This is a genomic window from Sphingobium sp. C100, assembly GCF_000508185.1.
Lineage (GTDB): Bacteria > Pseudomonadota > Alphaproteobacteria > Sphingomonadales > Sphingomonadaceae > Sphingobium.
The window spans coordinates 1-19,381 of record NZ_AYOY01000171.1 but is presented as its reverse complement, the minus strand read 5'-3'; the positions used below and the strand labels follow the sequence as shown (position 1 = coordinate 19,381).

The 19,381-nt window shown below is 66.4% G+C and carries 18 protein-coding genes; 3 read left to right on the top strand and 15 right to left on the bottom strand.

Annotated features, from left to right (window positions below; genetic code table 11):
• Positions 1–20: 20 nt before the first annotated feature.
• The 8 genes from C100_RS48670 to C100_RS41310 are packed head-to-tail and all read right to left on the bottom strand — an operon-like array spanning position 21 to position 9,110.
• Positions 21–2,327, bottom strand: a complete 2,307-nt coding sequence (locus tag C100_RS48670) for a flagellar hook-length control protein FliK (protein WP_024020985.1) — start codon at positions 2,325–2,327, stop codon at positions 21–23.
• 3 nt (positions 2,328–2,330) lie between these two features.
• Positions 2,331–2,756: a hypothetical protein gene (locus C100_RS41340; protein WP_024020984.1), complete on the bottom strand. Its 426-nt coding sequence runs from the start codon at positions 2,754–2,756 to the stop codon at positions 2,331–2,333.
• Positions 2,753–4,081, bottom strand: a complete 1,329-nt coding sequence (locus C100_RS41335; protein ID WP_024020983.1) for a FliI/YscN family ATPase — start codon at positions 4,079–4,081, stop codon at positions 2,753–2,755. The genes C100_RS41340 and C100_RS41335 overlap by 4 nt, the downstream gene beginning before the upstream one ends.
• Positions 4,078–4,722 carry a FliH/SctL family protein gene (locus C100_RS41330; protein ID WP_024020982.1) on the bottom strand — a complete coding sequence of 215 codons (645 nt, stop codon included), beginning with the start codon at positions 4,720–4,722 and terminating at the stop codon, positions 4,078–4,080. The genes C100_RS41335 and C100_RS41330 overlap by 4 nt, the downstream gene beginning before the upstream one ends.
• Positions 4,709–5,725 carry a flagellar motor switch protein FliG gene (gene fliG, locus C100_RS41325; protein WP_024020981.1) on the bottom strand — a complete coding sequence of 339 codons (1,017 nt, stop codon included), beginning with the start codon at positions 5,723–5,725 and terminating at the stop codon, positions 4,709–4,711. The genes C100_RS41330 and fliG overlap by 14 nt, the downstream gene beginning before the upstream one ends.
• A complete protein-coding gene (gene fliF, locus C100_RS41320; protein WP_024020980.1) occupies positions 5,718–7,469 on the bottom strand; it encodes a flagellar basal-body MS-ring/collar protein FliF in 1,752 nt (583 codons plus the stop codon). Before fliF ends, fliG begins: the two co-directional genes overlap by 8 nt.
• A 4-nt stretch (positions 7,470–7,473) precedes the next feature.
• A complete protein-coding gene (gene fliE / locus C100_RS41315) occupies positions 7,474–7,833 on the bottom strand; it encodes a flagellar hook-basal body complex protein FliE (RefSeq protein ID WP_031309953.1) in 360 nt (119 codons plus the stop codon).
• A 14-nt stretch (positions 7,834–7,847) separates the two neighbouring features.
• Complete coding sequence (locus C100_RS41310) at positions 7,848–9,110, bottom strand: sigma-54 interaction domain-containing protein (RefSeq protein WP_024020978.1); 1,263 nt, start codon at positions 9,108–9,110, stop codon at positions 7,848–7,850.
• Positions 9,111–9,429: 319 nt separating this feature from the next.
• On the opposite strand from C100_RS41310, the gene C100_RS41305 reads away from it, so the two are divergent.
• From C100_RS41305 to mdoH, 3 genes are all read left to right on the top strand, one after another.
• On the top strand, positions 9,430–10,239 hold the full coding sequence (locus tag C100_RS41305; protein WP_024020977.1) for a flagellin N-terminal helical domain-containing protein: 810 nt from the start codon (positions 9,430–9,432) through the stop codon (positions 10,237–10,239).
• 211 nt (positions 10,240–10,450) lie between these two features.
• A complete protein-coding gene (locus C100_RS41300; RefSeq protein WP_031309952.1) occupies positions 10,451–11,935 on the top strand; it encodes a glucan biosynthesis protein in 1,485 nt (494 codons plus the stop codon).
• Positions 11,936–11,998: 63 nt separating this feature from the next.
• Positions 11,999–13,885 carry a glucans biosynthesis glucosyltransferase MdoH gene (mdoH, locus tag C100_RS41295; protein WP_024020975.1) on the top strand — a complete coding sequence of 629 codons (1,887 nt, stop codon included), beginning with the start codon at positions 11,999–12,001 and terminating at the stop codon, positions 13,883–13,885.
• Between the two features lie 29 nt (positions 13,886–13,914).
• On the opposite strand, the gene C100_RS41290 is transcribed toward mdoH, so the two are convergent.
• From C100_RS41290 to C100_RS41260, 7 genes are all read right to left on the bottom strand, one after another.
• Entirely contained in the window at positions 13,915–14,646 is a 732-nt protein-coding gene (locus C100_RS41290) for a sigma-70 family RNA polymerase sigma factor (RefSeq protein WP_024020974.1), read from the bottom strand.
• 14 nt (positions 14,647–14,660) lie between these two features.
• Positions 14,661–16,781: a flagellar biosynthesis protein FlhA gene (flhA, locus tag C100_RS41285; protein ID WP_024020973.1), complete on the bottom strand. Its 2,121-nt coding sequence runs from the start codon at positions 16,779–16,781 to the stop codon at positions 14,661–14,663.
• A 9-nt stretch (positions 16,782–16,790) separates the two neighbouring features.
• Positions 16,791–17,615 (bottom strand): hypothetical protein, encoded by an 825-nt coding sequence (locus C100_RS41280; RefSeq protein ID WP_031309951.1) that lies wholly within the window; start codon positions 17,613–17,615, stop codon positions 16,791–16,793.
• Between the two features lie 141 nt (positions 17,616–17,756).
• On the bottom strand, positions 17,757–18,065 hold the full coding sequence (locus tag C100_RS41275; protein WP_024020971.1) for a hypothetical protein: 309 nt from the start codon (positions 18,063–18,065) through the stop codon (positions 17,757–17,759).
• Between the two features lie 11 nt (positions 18,066–18,076).
• The gene (gene flgM, locus C100_RS41270; RefSeq protein WP_024020970.1) at positions 18,077–18,355 is read right to left on the bottom strand and encodes a flagellar biosynthesis anti-sigma factor FlgM; all 279 of its coding nucleotides are present in this window, start codon (positions 18,353–18,355) and stop codon (positions 18,077–18,079) included.
• Between the two features lie 46 nt (positions 18,356–18,401).
• Positions 18,402–18,965 (bottom strand): flagella basal body P-ring formation protein FlgA, encoded by a 564-nt coding sequence (locus tag C100_RS41265; RefSeq protein WP_024020969.1) that lies wholly within the window; start codon positions 18,963–18,965, stop codon positions 18,402–18,404.
• A gap of 64 nt (positions 18,966–19,029) precedes the next feature.
• The coding region (locus tag C100_RS41260; protein ID WP_024020968.1) for an OmpA family protein at positions 19,030–19,381 on the bottom strand (352 nt) is incomplete at its 5' end.

The window sequence follows — 19,381 nt, the reverse complement described above, 5'->3', positions numbered from 1 at the left end:
TCCCCCGGGGAAAACAGGCGTCACGCATAGCGCGCGCCAATAGTGTCGCGGACGCCTTCGCCCGCTTCCTCATGGTTAAGAACGACCGCGTCGCCGCCCGCTTTATGGCCCAAGGGGATATTTTCACGCCCTTGTCCCCGTCCCTGCATATGGGATTGGCCCGAAGACTGGCCCATGCCATGCCCCTGCGCGGCGGAGTGTCCCTGCGCCGGCGATTGCGAACCGTTATGGTTCATATTCAAGTCGCTTCGAACCTGTTCGGCGCCATGCGGCGCACGTTCCACCCGCACTTCACTGATCCTCACGGCCGACAATCCCGCATCCAGCTTCAGCCGGTCGCTATCCTGACGCAACGCCAGTTCGGCGGCTTCATTCGCCACCGTCAGGCTGACGGCGGCGCCGTCCGCGCCCTGGCGAATATCGACCTGAATGGGACCAAGCTGGTCCGCGTTGATCTGAAAACGCCCCTGCGCGCCATTGGCTGACAGGCCGGCAATGTCGCGCGCCAGCGCATCGATCCACTGCCCCGACACGCCCATATCGACGACTTGTGCGCCCAGACTGACCGACAGGTCGGTCGGAGACGCAGCGATGGGCGCCATTGGCGCGAACGACTGGAGTGTGGCGGCGGGCGCGCCGGCTGTGGGTAGCAACGTCGGTCCTGCGCCCGTCGTCAATGTCGTCATGGCGACCGGCGTGGCGTCGTCCGATGTCGAAGGCGCAGTAGCCTCCGAAGCGCCAATATCAGCCCGTCGCGGGCCACGGTTCGCCATATGATCGCGCACCAGTTGAAGCAAGCTCACCGCTTCCGCGCGAGCAGGCCGGGCGACCGGTTGAGATGCTTGGGCCACAGGCGCGTCGGCCGTGGTCGCGATGGGGTTCGCCGCGGGTGCGCCCAGTGCGATCGGCGCTTCGGCCTGGGGTGGAGCAAGTATGGACATGACAGGCACAAGCGGCGCATCGGCGATGGCCGGTTCGACCTGCAATGGCATGGAGATGGAGGGAATGTTGGACGCAGCCATCTCGCCAATCTGTTTCGCGCGCGCCTGCGGCACGGGCGGCAGCGGCGCTGCTGCTGCGGGCTGGGCGGGCGCGACCGGGGCGGCATCCGCCCCGACATCCGCCGCCATCGCAGGCAGATCGGCGACGGCGTTAGCGGAAGATGAAGGCGATCCATCCTGCACCCCGCCGATCGGCGGCGATGCCGACGGCGCATCGGCGGTGGCCCCGGTCGATGCGTCCCGGTCCCCCAACGAAACGGTCACGTCTCCCCCCATAGCGAGAATGGGTGATTCCCGAGGCGTTGTGGAGTCCGATGCAATGGTGGAGTGACGCCTCAGCGGCGCGGACATCTGCGCCGGCCGCCTCGCATCGTCCGCTGGCGTGGCAATGATCGGCGCGGGAGCCGAGGAGCCGGCGGCAGCCTTGACGGCGGCCGGTCGGGCGGTGCCTTCACTTACTCGCTGCGGAACCACGGGCGGCGGCGCGCCCATCGACATTGACGCAACGGGAATGGCGGCTCCGTCATCGGTTATGTCCGCCTGCGCATCCGTCGTCTCGCGTTCCGATGCCGGCGCGACATCGGCGTCCGTTGCGACGGGCAAGGGATCATCGGAAACCGATGCGCCGCGCGAGGCTGTGGACGGGACCGGGTGAACCTGCCGCGCGCCGGAGACCTTGGGCGGCGCCTCGCGGATCGCATTGGCATTGACACCAGCACCAGCACCAGCACCAGCACCGGCGCCGGCAACATTATCGGGAACGGGAACGGAAGGGACGATGGCGTCGATCTGCCCCCCTTGCCGCGGCCCATCGATTTCAGGCGCGATGGCGGCGATGTCCTGCGGCGCAGCGCCAGCCTGTCCGACGACCGGGGCACCCGGCTCCACCGGCAACGCGTCAGCGGCGGGCATGGGTTGAGCAGGCCCGGATTCCGGCAGATGCGGAGCATCCGCCATATCCGGCGGCGGCGCGTGGACCATGGGTAGAGGCGCCGCCGCCGGCGCGATCGGGGCCTGCCGCGTTGACGGGACCGGCCGGGGTGCAGCGGTCGCCCTTGTCTGTTCCAGAGCGGAGCCTGCATCCGGCTCGGGCGGATCGTCCTGCACGGCCAGGCCCGATTGCGCGCCGGCCGGCCCCTCAGCATCGGCGGTGAGCGGCGAGGAGACGCCCGGAAATGTCTGCGCCGCGCGGGCGGCGGGCATGGCCGTGCCCAGTAGCTGCGCGAAATCGGTTGCGCCTTCGACGGGCATCGCGCCGGCCCCGCCCCCGGCCGTCGTGCGAGCGGCGGGGAACAGCAGCGCCTTGAGGCTGGTCAACATCGTCATGGGCTAAGCATCCCCGTTGCGCTGCATCCGCCGATAGCGCGGCAATGCGGCAAGCTTGTTTTCGCGCCATTCCTCAAGGTCGGCGTGCGCGCGATCCTTGAGGCGGGTGGCGATTTCCTTTTCCCGATTGGCGACCAGGGCCAGGCCTTCCTGCGCCTCCACCTTGCGTCGTGCGTCGTAGAGCGCGCCGTCGAGCTGGCGACTGGCCTGTTCCAGCCGGGTCGCCAATTCCTGCATGGCGGCAAAGGTTGCGCCCGTCGCCGTCCCGCGCGTGTCGAACAATTCGCCGCGCACCTGGCGCAACCGTTCCAGATTATGAGCGATGCCGTTGGCTTCGTCGCGCGCCCGCGCGGTGTCGGCGACGGCCATCGCGTGCTGAACGCCGCGCACCCGCAGTACGCGCTGGCGGCGATCGACCAGGCGCTTCATGCGCCAAAGCCCGCGATAAGCGCGTCGGCGCTGGTATCGAGGTCAATGCGGCTCTTCTGATCCTGACGGATGAAGTCGAGGATTTCCTGCCGGCGTCTGACCGCCTCGTCGATGACGGGGTCGTTGCCGGGGCGGTATGCGCCCATCAGGATGAGGTCGCGATTTTCCTCATAGGCGGCCCAGAGGCGACGATAGCCGGCCGCAGCCTCGCGATGCTCGTCGGGCACCACATCGGCCATGACGCGCGACAAGGATTTGCCGATGTCGATGGCAGGGAAGATCGCCTGTTCGGACAAATGTCGCGACAGGACGAAATGCCCGTCGACAATGGCGCGGGCGGCGTCGACGATCGGGTCGTCGGTGTCGTCGCCATCGGCCAGCACGGTGTAGAGCGCCGTGATCGACCCGCCGGTGCGGGCATCCACCCCGGCACGCTCGACCAGGCGCGGGATCAGCGCGAGGGCGGACGGCGGATAACCCTTCATCGCGGGCGGCTCGCCCAGGGCAAGGCCAATCTCGCGCTGGGCATGGGCGCAGCGGGTCAGACTGTCGATCAGCAGCAGCACTTTCTTGCCCCGCGCGCGGAAATATTCGGCGATGGCGGTGGCACGGGCGGCGGCGCGCAGGCGCAGCACCGGCGGATGATCGGCCGGCACCGCCACCACGACCGACTTGTGCATCATATGCTTGAGCTTGGTTTCGAGGAAGTCGCTGACTTCGCGACCGCGCTCGCCGATCAGGCCGACAACGACCACGTCAGCTTCGGCGCCGGCGATCATCTGGCCCATCAGCACCGATTTGCCCACGCCAGAGCCCGCGATGATCGCGATGCGCTGGCCGCGCCCGGCGGTCAGCAGCGCGTTGACGGCGCGCACGCCCAGGTCAAAGGGTTCGGTGACGCGGCCCCGGTCGAGAACATTGCCCTTGACCCCGTTGAGCGGCCAGGAGCCGCCAGCGATAATCGGCCCTTTGCGGTCGAGCGGCTGGCCCATGGCGTCGATGACGCGCCCGACCAGCCCCTCGCCCACCTGCACCATATTCGCCTGGCTGTCGGGTTCGACGCGAATGCCGTTTTCCAGCGGTGCGTCGGCGTCGAGCGGCACCAGCAGGGTGCGGTCGCCGCGAAAGCCGACCACTTCGGCGCGGCAGATGGAGCCGTCGCCCGCCAGCACCCGCGCGCCCGAACCGATCGGCCGGCGGAAACCTGTGACTTCCAGCATCCCCGCATCATGGCTGACCAGCCGGCCGACGTGACGCGGCGCGCGATTCTGCACCTGAAGATGATCGAACAGGGTCTCGGCCTGCGCCAGCGCGGCGCGGATCATGCCTTACCCTCCATATCGTCCATCAGCGCGCGCAAGCGGGAAAGCCGCACATCCGGGCCATCCTCGACCCAGCCGTCGGCGGTTTCAAGCCGCACGCAGCCGCGCTGCATCTCCTTGTCGGCGACCAGCGGCACGCCGATCGTCTCTCCTTCCAACAAGGTGACATCATCGGGATGGAGGTGAAGGGCGCTCTTGTCCTGATTGCTTTCGATGAAAGCCGCGAGCGTGTCGCAACGCTGCACCAGCCGCTCGATGTCGATCTCGACCTCGCCGACAATCTGTTCGACCAGACGCACGACCGTGGCCGACAACATGGTCGACAACATCCCGCTTGGCGCCGGCGCCAGCAATTCCAGCGCTTCGGCCAGTTGCGCGCGCGCATCGGCGTCGGCGGCGTTGGCCTCGGCCGTGACGCGGCACCCTTCGTCGAAACCGAGGGTGAAGGCTTCCATCCGCGCTTCCTCGACCAGGTCGATGTCCGGCTCTGCCGCGACGACGGCGCCCCGCATCGCGGCGGTCAACTGGCCCGGCGGTGCGGTATAGAGGCTGCGGAAACCGCCTTCGGCCGGGCGAAAGCCCGCGACCGCGACCGGCGCGACGTCCTGGACCGCTTCTGCACCCCAAAATCTAGACAAAGTCATTGCCCTTTCCGCCCAGCATGATGGTGCCCGCATCGGCCATGCGGCGGGCGGTGGCGATGATGAGCTTCTGCGCCTCGATCACTTCGGCCAGGCGAATGGGACCGCGTTCCTCGATCTCGTCGGCAATGGCCTGGGCGGCGCGTGCAGACATGCAGCTGAAGATCTTGCCCTTCAGCATGTCGTTCGCGCCCTTGAGCGCGACCACCAGCACGGTGCTGTCGATCGTCCGCATCAGCGTGCCCAGATTCTTGTCGTCCATGTCGATGAGGTTGTCGAAGACAAACATCTCCTCCTCGATGGTCTGGGCGATCATCTTGTCGCGCTTGGCGACGGCCTTCATGATCCGCTGCTCATTGTCCTTGCGGACATTATTCATGATCGCGGCCGCCTCGATCGTGCCGCCGCGCTGCGACGCCGCGCCCTGCTTGCCGGCCGGGCCGCGCAGCAGCAACTGCTCCAGATCTTCCAGCGCCTCGTTCGACACGGGGCCGAGCGTGGCGATACGGTAGACAATCTCTTCCTGATATTCCGAAGGCAGCAATTGCAGCACGTCGGCGGCGACGGGCGCCTCCAGATGGGCGAGCACGATCGCCATGATCTGCGGATGCTCCATCTCGATCAGGACGGCGACTTCCTTCGCATCCATCCATTTCAGCATTTCCAGCTGGGTCGAACGGGTCGGCGGCGTGATCCGCGCCAGGATGGTTTCCGCGCGCTCCTCCCCCAATGCCTTGGTCATGGCGCCGCGGATGTGGCGGGTCGCGCCATAGCCGATGGTGGTGCGCTTCTTCGCCTTGGTCACGAAATGGTCGAGCGCCTCGTTCACTTCCTCGGGATCGACGTCCTGCACATCATACATGGCATAGCCGAGCTGACGCACTTCGTCGGGTTCGAGACGCGAAAGAATCTGCGCGGCCTCATCCTCGTTGAACAGCATCAGCAGGACGGCGGCGGCGGCGCTGCCCTTGAGCGCCTCGGGACGGCCGGGGACGATCTCAGGCATTTTCCTTTTCCTTCTTCGCGTCGCGCAGCAGGTCGCGAACGACCAAGGCCGCGCGGTCCGGGTCCTGCTTCACGAAGTTGCGAATGAGGTCGGCGCGTTGCGCATAGTCATAGGTGGACGAGATCATGTCGAGCGTCACCGGCGCGGCGGGATCGGCCGGATTGGACACCGCCTGCCGGGTCAGTTCGGTCGAGATCGCCTGGCCGATCGCCTGCTTCTGCTCGGCGCGGTCGGCCGCGGCGGCCTCCTGCGCGGCGGCGCGGCGCTTGAGCAGCGGGCGACCGATGCCGAAAATCACCAGCAGCGCGACCAGCAGGGCCGACACGTTGCGCGCCAGCGGCGCGATCCAGTCGGCCTCATACCAGGGGATGACGGCTTCCTCGGCCTTGACGAAGCTGCGCGAAGACAGCGCAACGACGTCGCCGCGGGTCTGGTCAAAGCCGATCGCGCCCTTCACCAATGCTTCGAGCGCCGCGATTTCCTGGGGCGAGCGCGGCTTGCCATCGGCGCCATTGTCGAGCGCGACGGCGACCGACAGGCGCTTGACGGTGCCGGTCGCGTCGCGAGTGACGGACACTTCGCGTCCCAGCTCGAAATTGCGGTTGAACGTTTCTTCCGTCTTCATCAGCGGGTCGGACGGCGTACCGGGCTGCTGCTGCGCGGTCTGGCCCTGCGTCACCGCCTGGCCATTGGGATTGGTCTGGGTCACGGTCGGATCGACCGGCGCCTGGTTGCTGAGCGCGCCGGGAATGCCGCTTGCCTCGCCCTTGCCCTGCCCTCGGGGGTCCGACGCCCAGGTGCCCTGCTCGCTGCGCAGCCGCGCTTCGTCCTGCGGATAGGTTTCGCGGGTCGCCTGGCGCTCGGCGAAGTTCAGTTCGGCGTGGACCTCGGTCGAAAAATTGCCGTCGCCCAGGATCGGGGTGAGCAGCGCCACCACCGACTGGCGATAACGGTCCTCGATCTTGGACTGCATGGCAAGCTGCCGGTCGTCGCCCGCATTGCCGGCATTGTCTGACAACAGGCGACCATTCTGGTCGACGACGGAAATATCGTCGGGGTCGAGTTCGGGAATGGACGACGCCACCAGATGCACGATGGCGCTCACCTGCTGGTCGGTCAGCCGGCGGCCCTGCGCCAGGCGCAGCATCACCGATGCGGAAGGCTTGGACCGTTCGCGCAGGAACACGCTGGGTGGTTCGACCGCGAGGTGGATCTTGGCGCTTTCGACGCTGTCGATCGCCTCGATCGTGCGGGCCAGATCCATTTCACGGGCCGAGCGCAGCTTTTCACCCTCGACCGCGCGGGACGCGCCCATGGGCAGGCTGTCGATCATGCTGTTGCCGTCGGGCGCGCTCTTGGGCAGGCCCTGGGCGGCAAGCATCATCTTCGCCTTGAAATAGTCGCTTTCGGCAACGGTCATGGCGCCGCCATTGTCGAAATCATAGCGGATGCCATTCTGATCCAGCACCTGGGCGACGGCCGACTTGTCGCCATCCGGCAGACCGCGAAACAGGTCGCGCTGCGGCGGTTCGCGCAGCGCCATCCAGGCAAGCCCGGCGACCGCCACGGTGCCGAGCAGGCCGAGCAAAGGCAGGCTCTTGGCCACGGCGGGCTGTTTGATGAAGCCAGCGAACCGCGCCTTGATGGCGTCGATCCCCTTGGCGCCGCCCATAGACGACGCCGCACCGGCGGGAAGCGCCGGCGCCGCAGCGCCGACATTGGTGGAAAGGGCGTTTTCGCTCATCGGATCAGACCGGCATGCTCATAATGTCCTTATAGGCGGACAGGAGTTTGTTGCGGACTTGCAGGGTCGCCTCGAAACTGACCGATGCCTGCTGCTTGGACAGCATGACCGCGGCGATGTCCGTTGTTTCCCCCCGCTCGAACGCAGCGGCGGCTTCACCGGCCTGGTTCTGAAGGCCATTAACCTGTTGCAATGCGCTGCTCAGCGCCTCGGTAAAGGCGCCGGGCTTGGCGTCCTGCGCGCCGGCGACGCCCGACGCGCCGCCGGCCGGGCCGGTCTGCGCGATGTCGCGCAGCGCGCTGTTCTTTTGCAGGATGGCGTTGCGGATCGCCATCACGCTGTCGGCGGGAGAGATGGTGGTCATGTCCTATTCCCCCTTCAGGCCGCGGCCTGCTCACGCATTTCGGCGAGCCGATAGCGCAGCGTACGTTCGGAAATGCCCAGCTTGCGTGCGGCTGCGGCGCGGTGGCCATCGGTTTCGCGCAGCGCGAGGCGGACGGCTTCCAGCTTGGAATGGCGGGCCATATCCCGCAGCAATATGGGCTCGAGGACCGGAGCCGCCGTCCCCGCGACGATACGCAGCGGCTGCGGCGCACCGGAAATATGGAGGTCGGCGGCATCGATGCGATCGCCGTCATGCAGCACCAGCGCGCGCTGGAGGATATTGCCCAGTTCGCGGGCATTGCCCGGCCAGCCATGGCCCGCCAGCTTTTCCAGCGCGGCAGCGGTCGGCCACACGAAACCGTGCTTCGCGCCGTCCTGTTGGCGCAGCAACATGGCCGCCGCGATTGCCGCCACGTCGCCGCGACGCTCGGTCAGCGGGCGCAGCTCCAGCGGCATGACGTTGAGCCGCCAGTAAAGATCCTCGCGGAAACGGCCCGCGGCCACTTCCTCGGCCAGGTTGCGGTTGCAGGCGGCGACGATGCGGACATTCACCGGCATCGGGTGGGTGGCGCCGACCGGCAGCACTTCGCCTTCCTGCAATGCGCGCAGCAGCTTGGCCTGAAGCGCCAGCGGCAGTTCGGCGATTTCATCAAGGAACAACGTGCCGCCGTCCGCCGCAAGGAACAGCCCGTCCGACGCCTGGGCGGCGCCGGTAAAGCTGCCCTTCTTGTGGCCGAATAGCATCGCTTCCATCATGGTTTCGGGCAGCGCGGCGCAATTGACGGCGATGAAGTCATGGCAACAGCGGCCCGACTGTGCGTGCAGGAAGCGCGCCATGCCTTCCTTGCCCGTGCCGGTGTCGCCCTGGATCAGGACGGTGGCGTCGCTGCGGGCGACCCGCGCGGCCAGGGTCATGAGATGCGCGCTGGCGGCGTCGCCCACGGCCGGAACCGAAGCGGGCCGCGCGAGTTCAGCGATCAGGGCAAAAGCGAAACCCATATCTTCCAGGCCGAAGGCGACACGGGCCGGCAGGCCGTTCGCGGCGGCGACCAGTGATGGCGCCCCGTCGATCAGGTTGATCAGGATGTCGCGGTGGGTGGCATGACCGATTTCGGTCGCCAGCAACACGCGGCGGCTGTCCCGGTCACGCGGGCTGGCGGCATCCACCACCCGCACGGCGTAAAAGGCATTTTCGAGCCAGTGTTGCAGCCCCGGAACGAGCACGCAGACCCCACGGCTCACGTCAAGCGATGACATGAACTTTTCCCACCTGTTTGGCCGGCTTGTGCCCCCGCACGCCCCACGCCCCTTCGATGGTTAACAGCTACCCGATCCGTGGTTATCAGATGGTTAACGCGGCAACGTGCTTGCCGGTCGGCGGCAATTTTTTTCCGCCCCTGCCGCCTGATACGCCCACTCTATTCTGACGCGCGCGCGAAATGAGCTGGAAATCAGCCAAATTTCAGAAAAATTACGCCATCCGCTAAAAGCTCTGCGCGCTCCGCCGTTATCCCCTTTCGAGGCCGCAAGCGTCCCTGATGGCAGCGACCTGATAGCGACACGGAAAGGGAATATCATGACTGTTATCGGAACCAACACTGCGGCGCTGCGCTCGGCCAACGCCTCCTCGATGGCCAGCAAGGCCCTCAGCACCGCCATGGAGCGCCTGTCGACCGGCAAGCGCATCAACAGCGCGAAGGACGACGCCGCCGGCCTCGCCATCGCTTCGAGCATGACCGCGCAGATCAAGGGCATGACCCAGGGCGTCCGCAACGCCAATGACGGCATCAGCCTGGCGCAGACGGCGGAAGGTGCGCTCGGCGAAGTCAGCAACATGCTGCAGCGTATGCGTGAACTGTCGGTTCAGGCGCTGAACGGCACCAACGACACCGACGCCAAGGCGAATATCCAGGCGGAAGTCACGCAGCTCCAGACCCAGATCACCGACACGCTGGCGAACACCGAATTCAACGGCACCAAGCTGTTCGACGGTTCGACCGCCACTGTCACGATCCAGGCCGGCGCCAATGCGGCCGACACGGTCGACATCACGCTGGACGACGTCACCACCGCAATGACCAACGCCCTGGCGGTCGATGTGACCACCGGCACCACGGCCGACCTCGACACCTTCGACACCGCCATCGCCTCGATCGCGACGACCCGTGCGAACCTCGGTGCGGTGCAGAACCGCCTCGAATCGACGGTCAACAACCTGACCAACAACATCACCAACCTGACCGACGCGAAGAGCCGCATCGAAGACGCCGACTTCTCGTCGGAAACGACCGCTCTCGCCAAGCAGCAGATCCTGAGCCAGGCTTCGACCGCGATGCTGGCCCAGGCCAACCAGAGCCAGCAGGGCGTGCTGAAGCTGATCGGCTAAGCACAGATGAAATTGATCGGCTGAGGTTATGGTCACCGCCAGCCGGCCAAGTGGTCCCCGGCGCATCAACAGTCCCCACCGCGCCGGGGGCGACACCTTCGATCGAACGACCAGTCTTTTCGAAGCCTCCGTCCCCCCGGGCGGAGGCTTCATCGTTTCGGGCGGGATACAAGCCTTGGCTTGATCGTTCTGCCGGTCCATGACCCAGACCATGTCCCCTATCGACCGCCGTGCGATGATCGCCGCCTCGGGCGCCGCTCTCCTCCTCCCCTCTGCGCTTGGGGCGCAGACCCGCCCCACGCCCTTTTCCTGGGAGCGGCTGGTGGCGCAGGCGCAGCAGCTCGCCCGCGCGCCTTACAAGGAAACGCCGCCCTATCCCGGCGCGGCCAAGGTGGATTATGACGCGCTCCATGCCGCGCGCTTTCGCGACGAGCGCACCTTGTGGAACGATCTGCCCGGCGACACCGGCATCCGCTTCTTCCCCTTGTCCGCCACCGCGCCGCAACCTGTGCAGATCGCCATCGTGGAACGGGGCCAGGCAAGACCGCTGGGCTATGACCCTGCCATGTTCGACACGCCAGCAGGCAATGCCGTCGCGGCCCTTGGCAAGGACGCGGGCTTTGCCGGCTTCCGCGTCATGAACGCGGCGCGCGACGGCGACTGGCTGTCTTTCCTGGGCGCCAGCTATTTTCGCGCGCCCAGCCCGCAGAAACAGTTCGGCCTGTCGGCGCGCGCGATCGCGATCAATACCAGCCTGGGGAAGGAGGAATTCCCCCGCTTCACTCATTTCTGGCTGGAGCGGACCGGCGACAGCAGCGTCACCATCCATGCCCTGATGGACGGCGCGTCGATCACCGGCGCCTATCGCTTCGTCAGCAGCCTCGGCCCCGATGGCGTCCGGCAGGACGTGACCGCCGCCCTTTTCCCGCGCAGGGCGATCGAAGAGCTGGGGCTGATGCCGATGACCAGCATGTTCTGGTATGATCAGGCCAATCGCACCCAGGGCACCGACTGGCGGCCCGAAATCCACGACAGCGACTTGCTGTCCATCGCCAGCGCCGATGGCACGGCCCATGCCCGGCCGCTGGTCAATCCGTCCGTCCCGCTGGTCAGCGCCTTTGCCGAACGCGATCCCAAAGCGTTCGGCCTGCTCCAGCGCGACCGGGATTTCGATCATTATCAGGATGACGGCGTCTATTATGACCGGCGCCCCTCGCTCTGGGCCACGCCGGCAGCGCCGCTTGGCGCAGGGGAAGTGCGGCTCTACGCCTTCCCGACCGACAGCGAATATACCGATAATGTCGCGGCCTACTGGACTCCGGCCGCGCCGGCGACTGCCGGCAGGCGGATCGACGCCAGCTACCGGCTCGACTGGAGCGCCGCCCGGACCCCCGCATCCAACGGCATCGCCATCGTCGATAATGTCTGGCGCGGGCGCGGCGACACGGAGGGGAGCGACCGGCTGGTCATCGACTTCGCGGGCGTGGCGGAGGGAAGCAAGCCCGACATCTGGAGCGATATGAAGGGCGGCGCGCTGCTCAAGACCGCCGGCTATCATGTGCTCGGCAAGGCCGGCCTGTACCGGGTCATACTCGACCTGCGGCGCGACGGGGCCGGTTCGGCCGATATTCGCCTGCAATTGCGGTCCGGCGATCGTGCAATCAGCGAATATGTGCATTATCCCGTCGGCGCATGAGGGGAACCGCCGCGAAGGCGAATGGTTCTGACACTCGGGTCAACAGCAGACGGGTCTGGGACGATGGGGAATGGAGGCGCGCCGTCGGCGGGATCGACGGGCGGGGACAAGCCATTGGCGCGTGCCTTTGAACAGGTTCCCGCTGAAAGCCCGCTCGCCATGCCGGAGCAGGATTTCGACACCACGCCGCCACTGATCGCGCGCCGCCGGTTCAACATCGACCTGTGGGCGCGACGGTTGCTGGTGGTGGCGCTCACCCTGATCCCTGCTGCACTCGCGGCGCATGAAATGCGCCGGTCGATCGGCCTTGACGGCATCAGCGCCCTGGAAGGGGTCTATCTCGCCCTGTTCATCTCGCTGTTCGCCTGGATCGCCTTCGGCTTCGCCACGGCCGCGATCGGCTTCCTGTTGCTGACCGTGGGCAAGGGCCGAAGCGTCACCCCCCGCCCCCTGAACGCATCCGAACCTCTGCGCGGCAAAACCGCGATCCTGCTGCCGGTCTGCAACGAGGATTTTCTGGGCGTGCTTGGCCGGCTGTCGATCATGGAACGGTCGCTGGCGCAGGTCATGGGCGGCGAGCGGTTCGAATTCTTCATCCTCTCCGACTCCAACGCCGAAAGCGGCGCGGCGGAAAAATACGCCTATCAGGAAATGCGCGATTCTTTCTCCCGCCCCGTCCATTATCGCCGCCGCGCGCTCAATATCGGGCGCAAGCCGGGCAACATCGCCGAATGGGTGCAACGGTTCGGCGGCAGTTACGACCATATGATCGTGCTGGACGCCGACAGCATCATGAGCGGCCAGACCATGGCGCGGCTCGCCTCCGACATGGAGCGGCACCCGCATGTAGGCCTGATCCAGACGGTGCCGACCGTCATGGGCGCGGCAACCCTGTTCGCGCGCTGGCAGCAATTCGCCAGCCGCCTGTTCGGGCCGATCTCGGCCGCCGGCATGATCTGGTGGGCGGGTTCGGAGGGGATGTTCTGGGGCCATAACGCGATCGTGCGCGTGCGCGCCTTCGCCGACAGTTGCGGCCTGCCCGAACTGCCCGGCCGCGCGCCCTTTGGCGGACATATATTAAGCCATGACATGTTGGAGGCGGCGCTGCTGCGCCGGCGCGGCTGGGATGTCCACATGGTCACGGCGGAGGACAGTTTCGAAGAATTCCCGCCGTCCATGCCCGACCTGTTCACCCGCGATCGCCGCTGGTGTCAGGGCAATATCCAGCATGTGCCGCTGCTGGTCCGCATCGCCGGCCTGCATCCGCTCAGCCGCTTCCAGTTGCTGGTCGGCGCGACCGCTTATTGCACCTCGCCCATGTGGCTGGCGCTGATGCTCGTGGTGCTGGGCGGCGCGGCGAGCGGCCTGTGGCCGGCGGCCGAAGTGCTGCCATCGGGCGCGCTGCTGGCGGTCACGGCGTTGTTGCTGTTCGGGCCGAAAATCCTGGCCATCTTCTGGGCGATGGCGGACCCGGCGCGCCGGATCGGTTTTGGCGGCGCGGCGCGGATGACGCGCGGCGTCATCGTCGACATCATCCTGTCGATCCTGATGGCGCCGGTCGCGATGCTGACCCAGACGATCAACCTCATCACCATCTTGATGGGCAAGAAGGCGAGCTGGAACGGTCAGACCCGCGACCGCGACGGCATGGCGATCACCAGCGCGATCTGGCTGTTCAAATGGCATATTCTGCTGGGCGTGGGCCTCACCGCTCTGGCGGTACGGGCCGGTGCGGTGGGCTGGACCCTGCCGGTGGTGGCCGGCTTGTTCCTGGCGCCTTTGCTCGCGGCGGTCACGGCGCGCAAGGATCTGGGACTGCGGGCCGAAACAGGCGGCCTGTTTCAGGTCGCCGACCCATGGTGGCGCACGCAAAGCTACCGCCCGTTGCGCTTCCGCTGGCCGACTGGCGACCGGCAACAGATGGGTCCGTTTGCGGCGAATGACGAGTGAGAGCGTCGTCTATGGATAGACGCTGAGCCTCAATCGTCCCAGTCGCTCAGCTTTTCCCGCAATTTGTCGAGCGCCGCCTTCTTGATCTGGCAGACCCGCGCCGCGCCGATGTCCAGCGTCCGGCCGATTTCCTCCAGGTTCAACTCCTCGACGAAATAGAGTTGCAGCACCAGCGCCTCGCGCTGTGGCAGTTCGCCGATGCAGGCGGCCAGCGCCTTTTTGAGCGACTCGCGCTCCATGACGTCGTCGGCGCGGTCCTCCACATCCGCAAACCACATGGACTGGTCGGAATAGACCTCGTCCATGCTGGTGTGCTGGACCATCTCGACACTGTCGGCGACCTCACGATAGGCGGCGGGGTCCAGCCCCATTTCCGCCGACATTTCCGCTTCGGTGGGCAGGCGGCCGAACCGTTGCTCCAGCCGGTTGCGCACGCCCGCGAGTTGCTTGCGCTTCGCCATCGCGGACCGGCACAAGGTCGCCTGCTTGCGCAGATGGTCGATCATCGCGCCGCGCACGCGCAACTGCGCATAGGCCGCAAAGCCCAGACCCCGATCCTCGAAACTATTGGCCGCCTCGACCAGCGCGACCATGCCGATCTGGAGCAGATCCTCCACCTCGATGGCGGTCGAAACGCGGCCATGGACGTGCCAGGCGATCTTGCGCACAAGCGGCATATATTGGCGGGCCAGCCGTTCGGGACTATGCTCGCCCGGTTTGGCGTAAGTATGGGCGCCGGCCGCGATCTTGTTCATATACATGGCTCAGCCTTTCCTCAGGCGACTCGTTCGCGCTGCGGCGCCGGATCGTGACGCGGCACCGGCCTGGATTCATTTCCTACCACCGCAACCACTTCCACTCCCTTACCGTCCGGGATTTCCAGGAAGGACAGCACCGGCGTTTCTGGCAGATGCGGCTTGAACAGGCGCGCGAGCGCGCGCCGCGCCACCGGCGACGTGACGATGGCGAAATTGCGTGCCTGGCCCAGCATCGGGCGGGCGGCCTGGACGACCGATTCGACGATGCGGTTGGCAAGGCTCGGCTCGATCGGATGCCGGGCGTCGCCCGCGACCCGCATCGCCTGCGCCAGCATGGCTTCCAGTTCGCCATCCAGCGTGATGACGGGGAGCGGCATCTTCACCGGGACCAGCCCCTGGATGATGAGCGCGCCGATCCGCTGGCGCACCGCCTCGACCAGCTGTTCATGGCTCATGTCGGGCCGGGCGGCATCGACCATCGCCTCGCAGATGCGGCGGAAATCCTTGAGCGCGATACCTTCGGACAGGAGGGCGCGGCACAATGCGCTGATCTGCGTCAGGCTCAGCAGGCCGGGCGTCAGTCCATCGGCCAGTTGCGGCGCAATGTCCTTGAGATTGTCGAGCAGCTTGCGGGCTTCGTCCAGCCCGAACATTTCGGCGGCGTTCATCGCGATCAGCTGGTTGAGATGGGTCGCAACCACCGTCGGCGGATCGACCACGGTATAGCCCGCGACCACCGCTTCGCTACGCTTGGCCTGGCTGATCCAGACCGCGTCCAGGCCGAAGGTCGGGTCTTTCGCCGCGCGGCCGGGCACCGTGCCCTCCAGCGCGCCGCTGTCGAGCGCCAGCAGATCGTCGGGCCATATCTCGTCCTCGCCCACGACGACGCCGGCGATGGTGATGCGATACTGGTTCGGCTCCAGCGCCAGATTGTCCTTCACGCGAACCATCGGCACGACGAAGCCCAGTTCCTTCGAAAGCTGGCGACGGATGCCGGTGATGCGGGCCATCAGCGGCGCACCCTTGCGCTCGTCCACCAGAGAGATGAGGCCATAGCCGATCTCCAGCCCCAGCACCGCGCCGTCCGATACATCGTCCCATTCGATCAGCGCCGGATTGGGCGCGGGCGGCGGCGGGGCGGGCTCGGCCGCCTTTTTCTGGCTCGCCTTGCGCAGTTGCCAGGCGATGCCGCCGGCGACGGCCGCTGCCGGCAGGATGATCATGTGCGGCATCCCCGGCAGCATGCCCAGGAAACCCAGGATCGCGGCGACCGGCACCCAGGCGCGGCCCGACCCGAACTGGCTGGCGACCTGGCCCGACAGATCCTGCTCGCTCTTCACGCGCGTGACGATGGAGGCGGCCGCAATCGACAGCAGCAGCGCCGGCACCTGCGCGACAAGCGCATCGCCGATGGCCAGGATGATATAGGTCTGGGCCGCTTCACCGATGGCAAGGCCATGGCTGACCACGCCCAGAATGATACCGCCGATGATGTTGATGACCAGGATCAGGATGCCCGCGACCGCATCGCCCTTCACGAACTTGCTGGCGCCGTCCATCGAGCCATAGAAATCGGCCTCTGTCGCGACTTCGGCGCGGCGGACCTTGGCTTCCTCGGGTGTCAGCAGCCCGGCGTTGAGGTCGGCGTCGATCGCCATCTGCTTGCCCGGCAGGGCGTCGAGGGTGAAGCGCGCCGACACTTCGGACACGCGGCCCGCGCCCTTGGTGATGACGACCAAGTTGATGATCATGATGATGGCGAAGACGAAGATGCCGACGACATAGTCGCCGCCGATCAGGAAGTGACCGAATGCCTCGATCACCTCCCCTGCCGCATCCGCCCCTTCATGGCCCTGGACCAGGACGACGCGGGTCGACGCGACGTTGAGCGCCAGGCGCAACAGGGTCGCGAACAGCAGCACCGTTGGAAAGCTGGAGAAATCGAGCGGCTTGGCGGCGTTGAGCGCCACCATCAGCACGGCCAGCGAAATCATGATGTTGGTGATGAAACCGATGTCCAGCATGATCGCCGGCACCGGCACCATCATGAACATCACGACCATCAACGTCGCAAAGGGCAGCACGGCGCCCTTGGCGGCGCTCATCCAGATCTTCGCTTTGACTTGGGTAGGAGACATTTCTGGCCGTTACCTTCCGAGGGTGGCGAGCATGAGATAGGCGAGGCGCGCCGTTTGCGGCTGCGGCCGGACGGTCACGTCGGGCTGCTGAGCAAGGCGCTGGGTTTCGATCCGCACATAATCGGCGGGCTGCACGGTCTTCGCCCCGCTGGGCACCGCGGCGGAAGCGTCGGCATATTGGACCGGACCGCCCAGGCCGTCGGAGCTTTTCTGAAGCTTGGCGGCGAAGCGATCGCGAATGTCCGCGAAGCTGCGCGCATTGCCGGAGCGGTCGTAGAAAATGGAGCGGTTGGCGCGGGCCGCCGCCGGGAACATCGACGCAGCGGTAGCGCCGGGCGCGCGATCATGGACCGACAGGAATTTGGACGCGCCGCCCACGCCCAGGAAATGGGCGAGATAGAGATCGACCGGCTCGGCCTCCCGGCCCAGCTTCGATTCCAGATAGGCCTTGTTGTCGGCGGCATGTTCGGCCGCCATGACCGACGCGGTCTCGGGATGCTTGCGCAGGTCGAGGATTTGCTGGCGCAGTTCGGCATCGGCGACATAATAGCGGCCATTGCTGCCACGACTGATCGCTTCCGACGCCCAGCCCAGACCATATTCGCTGCCATGTTTGTCGACGACGGCCAGCCAGCTCTGGTCGATGAACTGATAAAGGCCGGTGGCCGAAGAGGTGGTTGCGCGCGCGGTGGGGTTCAGGCTGGATTCGATCTTCGCCTGCCCCAGCAGATAGCTGAAGTCGACACCCGTGCGACGGCTCGCCATGGCGATCGCGTTGGTCACGCGATTGCCGGTCGATCCCGCCGTTGCCGATATGTCTGCGAAAGCCGACACGAAATAAATCCCCACTTGCTAGCGAGGACATTAGAGCAAAGTTTGTGCCAAGATTTGGTTAACGCGGCGGCAGGAAATATGATGCCGTATAACGAAAAACGGCGCCCGCAGACGCCGCTTTAGGTTTAACGTTAGAAAAATTCAGCGGCCGTAGGTCAGCGGCGCCGTTTGCGCGCCATGCGCCGCCAGGATGGACAGGCGTTGGCCGGCATGATCGGTCAGCAGGTTGACGCGCATCCGCGCGCTGTCGATCAGGGGCAGCATCGCATTCAACCGCTCCACCACCGATGGCTCGGAACGCCAGGCGCCGATCGCCCGGACCGAAGCGGCCGCGCGGCTCACCCGCTTGCTGGCGGCCTCGATCGCGGTCACGTCATTGCCGCCCAGCACCTCGCGAAGATCCTCGAAGGCGTCGAACAGATCGTCAAGAGCGGCAAGGCCGAGCGGCATGGGAGAAATCCTTATCCTGCGTTGGGCAGGTCGAGTTCAAGCATCCGCTCGGCAATCGCGTCGGGATTGACCGGGTAGTTGCCCGAAGCGATCGCATTCTTGATCGCGGCGATCCTGTCCATATCGACCGGCGCGCCTTCGGCCGCCATGCGCGCGGCCGGGCTGGCCGACGCGGACGCCGACGACGCCGGGGTCGATCCGGTGGCCGTGGACGCACGCGTCTTGCCGCCTTCGCGCAGGCTGTTGGCGCCGATGGCGCTGCTGATGCTCTGGCCCACAGAGTTGATCATTGGGTAAAATCCTTCACTCGTCCCTTAAGCCCTATAACGGACAAGTTCAAAAATCATTAAATCCCGGAATGCGCACAACGCCCATTTCCACGATCTGGGCGAAAATCGGCGGACTTTTGCGGTCTTCGCGCACCCGGATCGTATCGCCAATCGCGCCGCCTTCGTCCGCCAGCATCATGCGCGACACGCTGAAGCTGGCGTTGCCGGCCAGCAATTGGACGGGATCGCCCTTGCGGACGACTTCTTCCTTGGGCGCTTCGGGCGCGGCGCGGGTGAAGCGGCTGGCGGCAGCGCCGGGCACGGGACCATAGCTGGCTGCGGCCGCTCCCTTGACCAGCGGCACGCGAATACGCCAGCCCAGCGCCGCGCACTGGACCATCGCAGCGCCGAACACCGGCCCTTCGACAGTCGGCGTGGTCGGACAGGCGGCCAGGCGCAGGCGGCGATCCACCGGCGCGGCCGGGCCGCCCGGTTCGCCCAGATTGGCGCCCACGGTCATGGCGACCAGACTGTCGATGCGGTCGAGATTCTCGAACTTCTGCTGCGCCAGCGCGGGCTGCACAATGGTCAGCGCGGGAGCGGCGAAGAGGATGGTCGGAACGCGAAACACGGCATGTCTCCTGACAAAGGGAACAGTCTAGCCCGTATTTCAGCAATTTTCGTGCCAGTTGTCGTCAGTTGGACAATTTACGGCCCGGTGCGATGCGGATCACCTGCCCCTGCCCCGCCTGGGCCTCCGCCTGGTCAAGCCCGCGGATCAGCAGCCGGTCCCGCGCAATGCCCTGCGCCCGCAAGCCGCGGGCCACCGCGCCCAGCCGCGCGGCGGCCAGATCCCATTCGTCGAACCGCTGCTGCGTCGTGTCGGCGCCATGGCTGCGGATTTCGATGCCGTCCGCCCCCTTATAGCGGCGGGCGACATGGGCGAGTTCCGCCCGCCCGTCACTGGTCAGCAACGCTTCGCCCGGCACGAACAGATCGGCCGCGCGCAGTTCTACACCCTGCCCCAGCGGCCGCCCGCCCAATTGG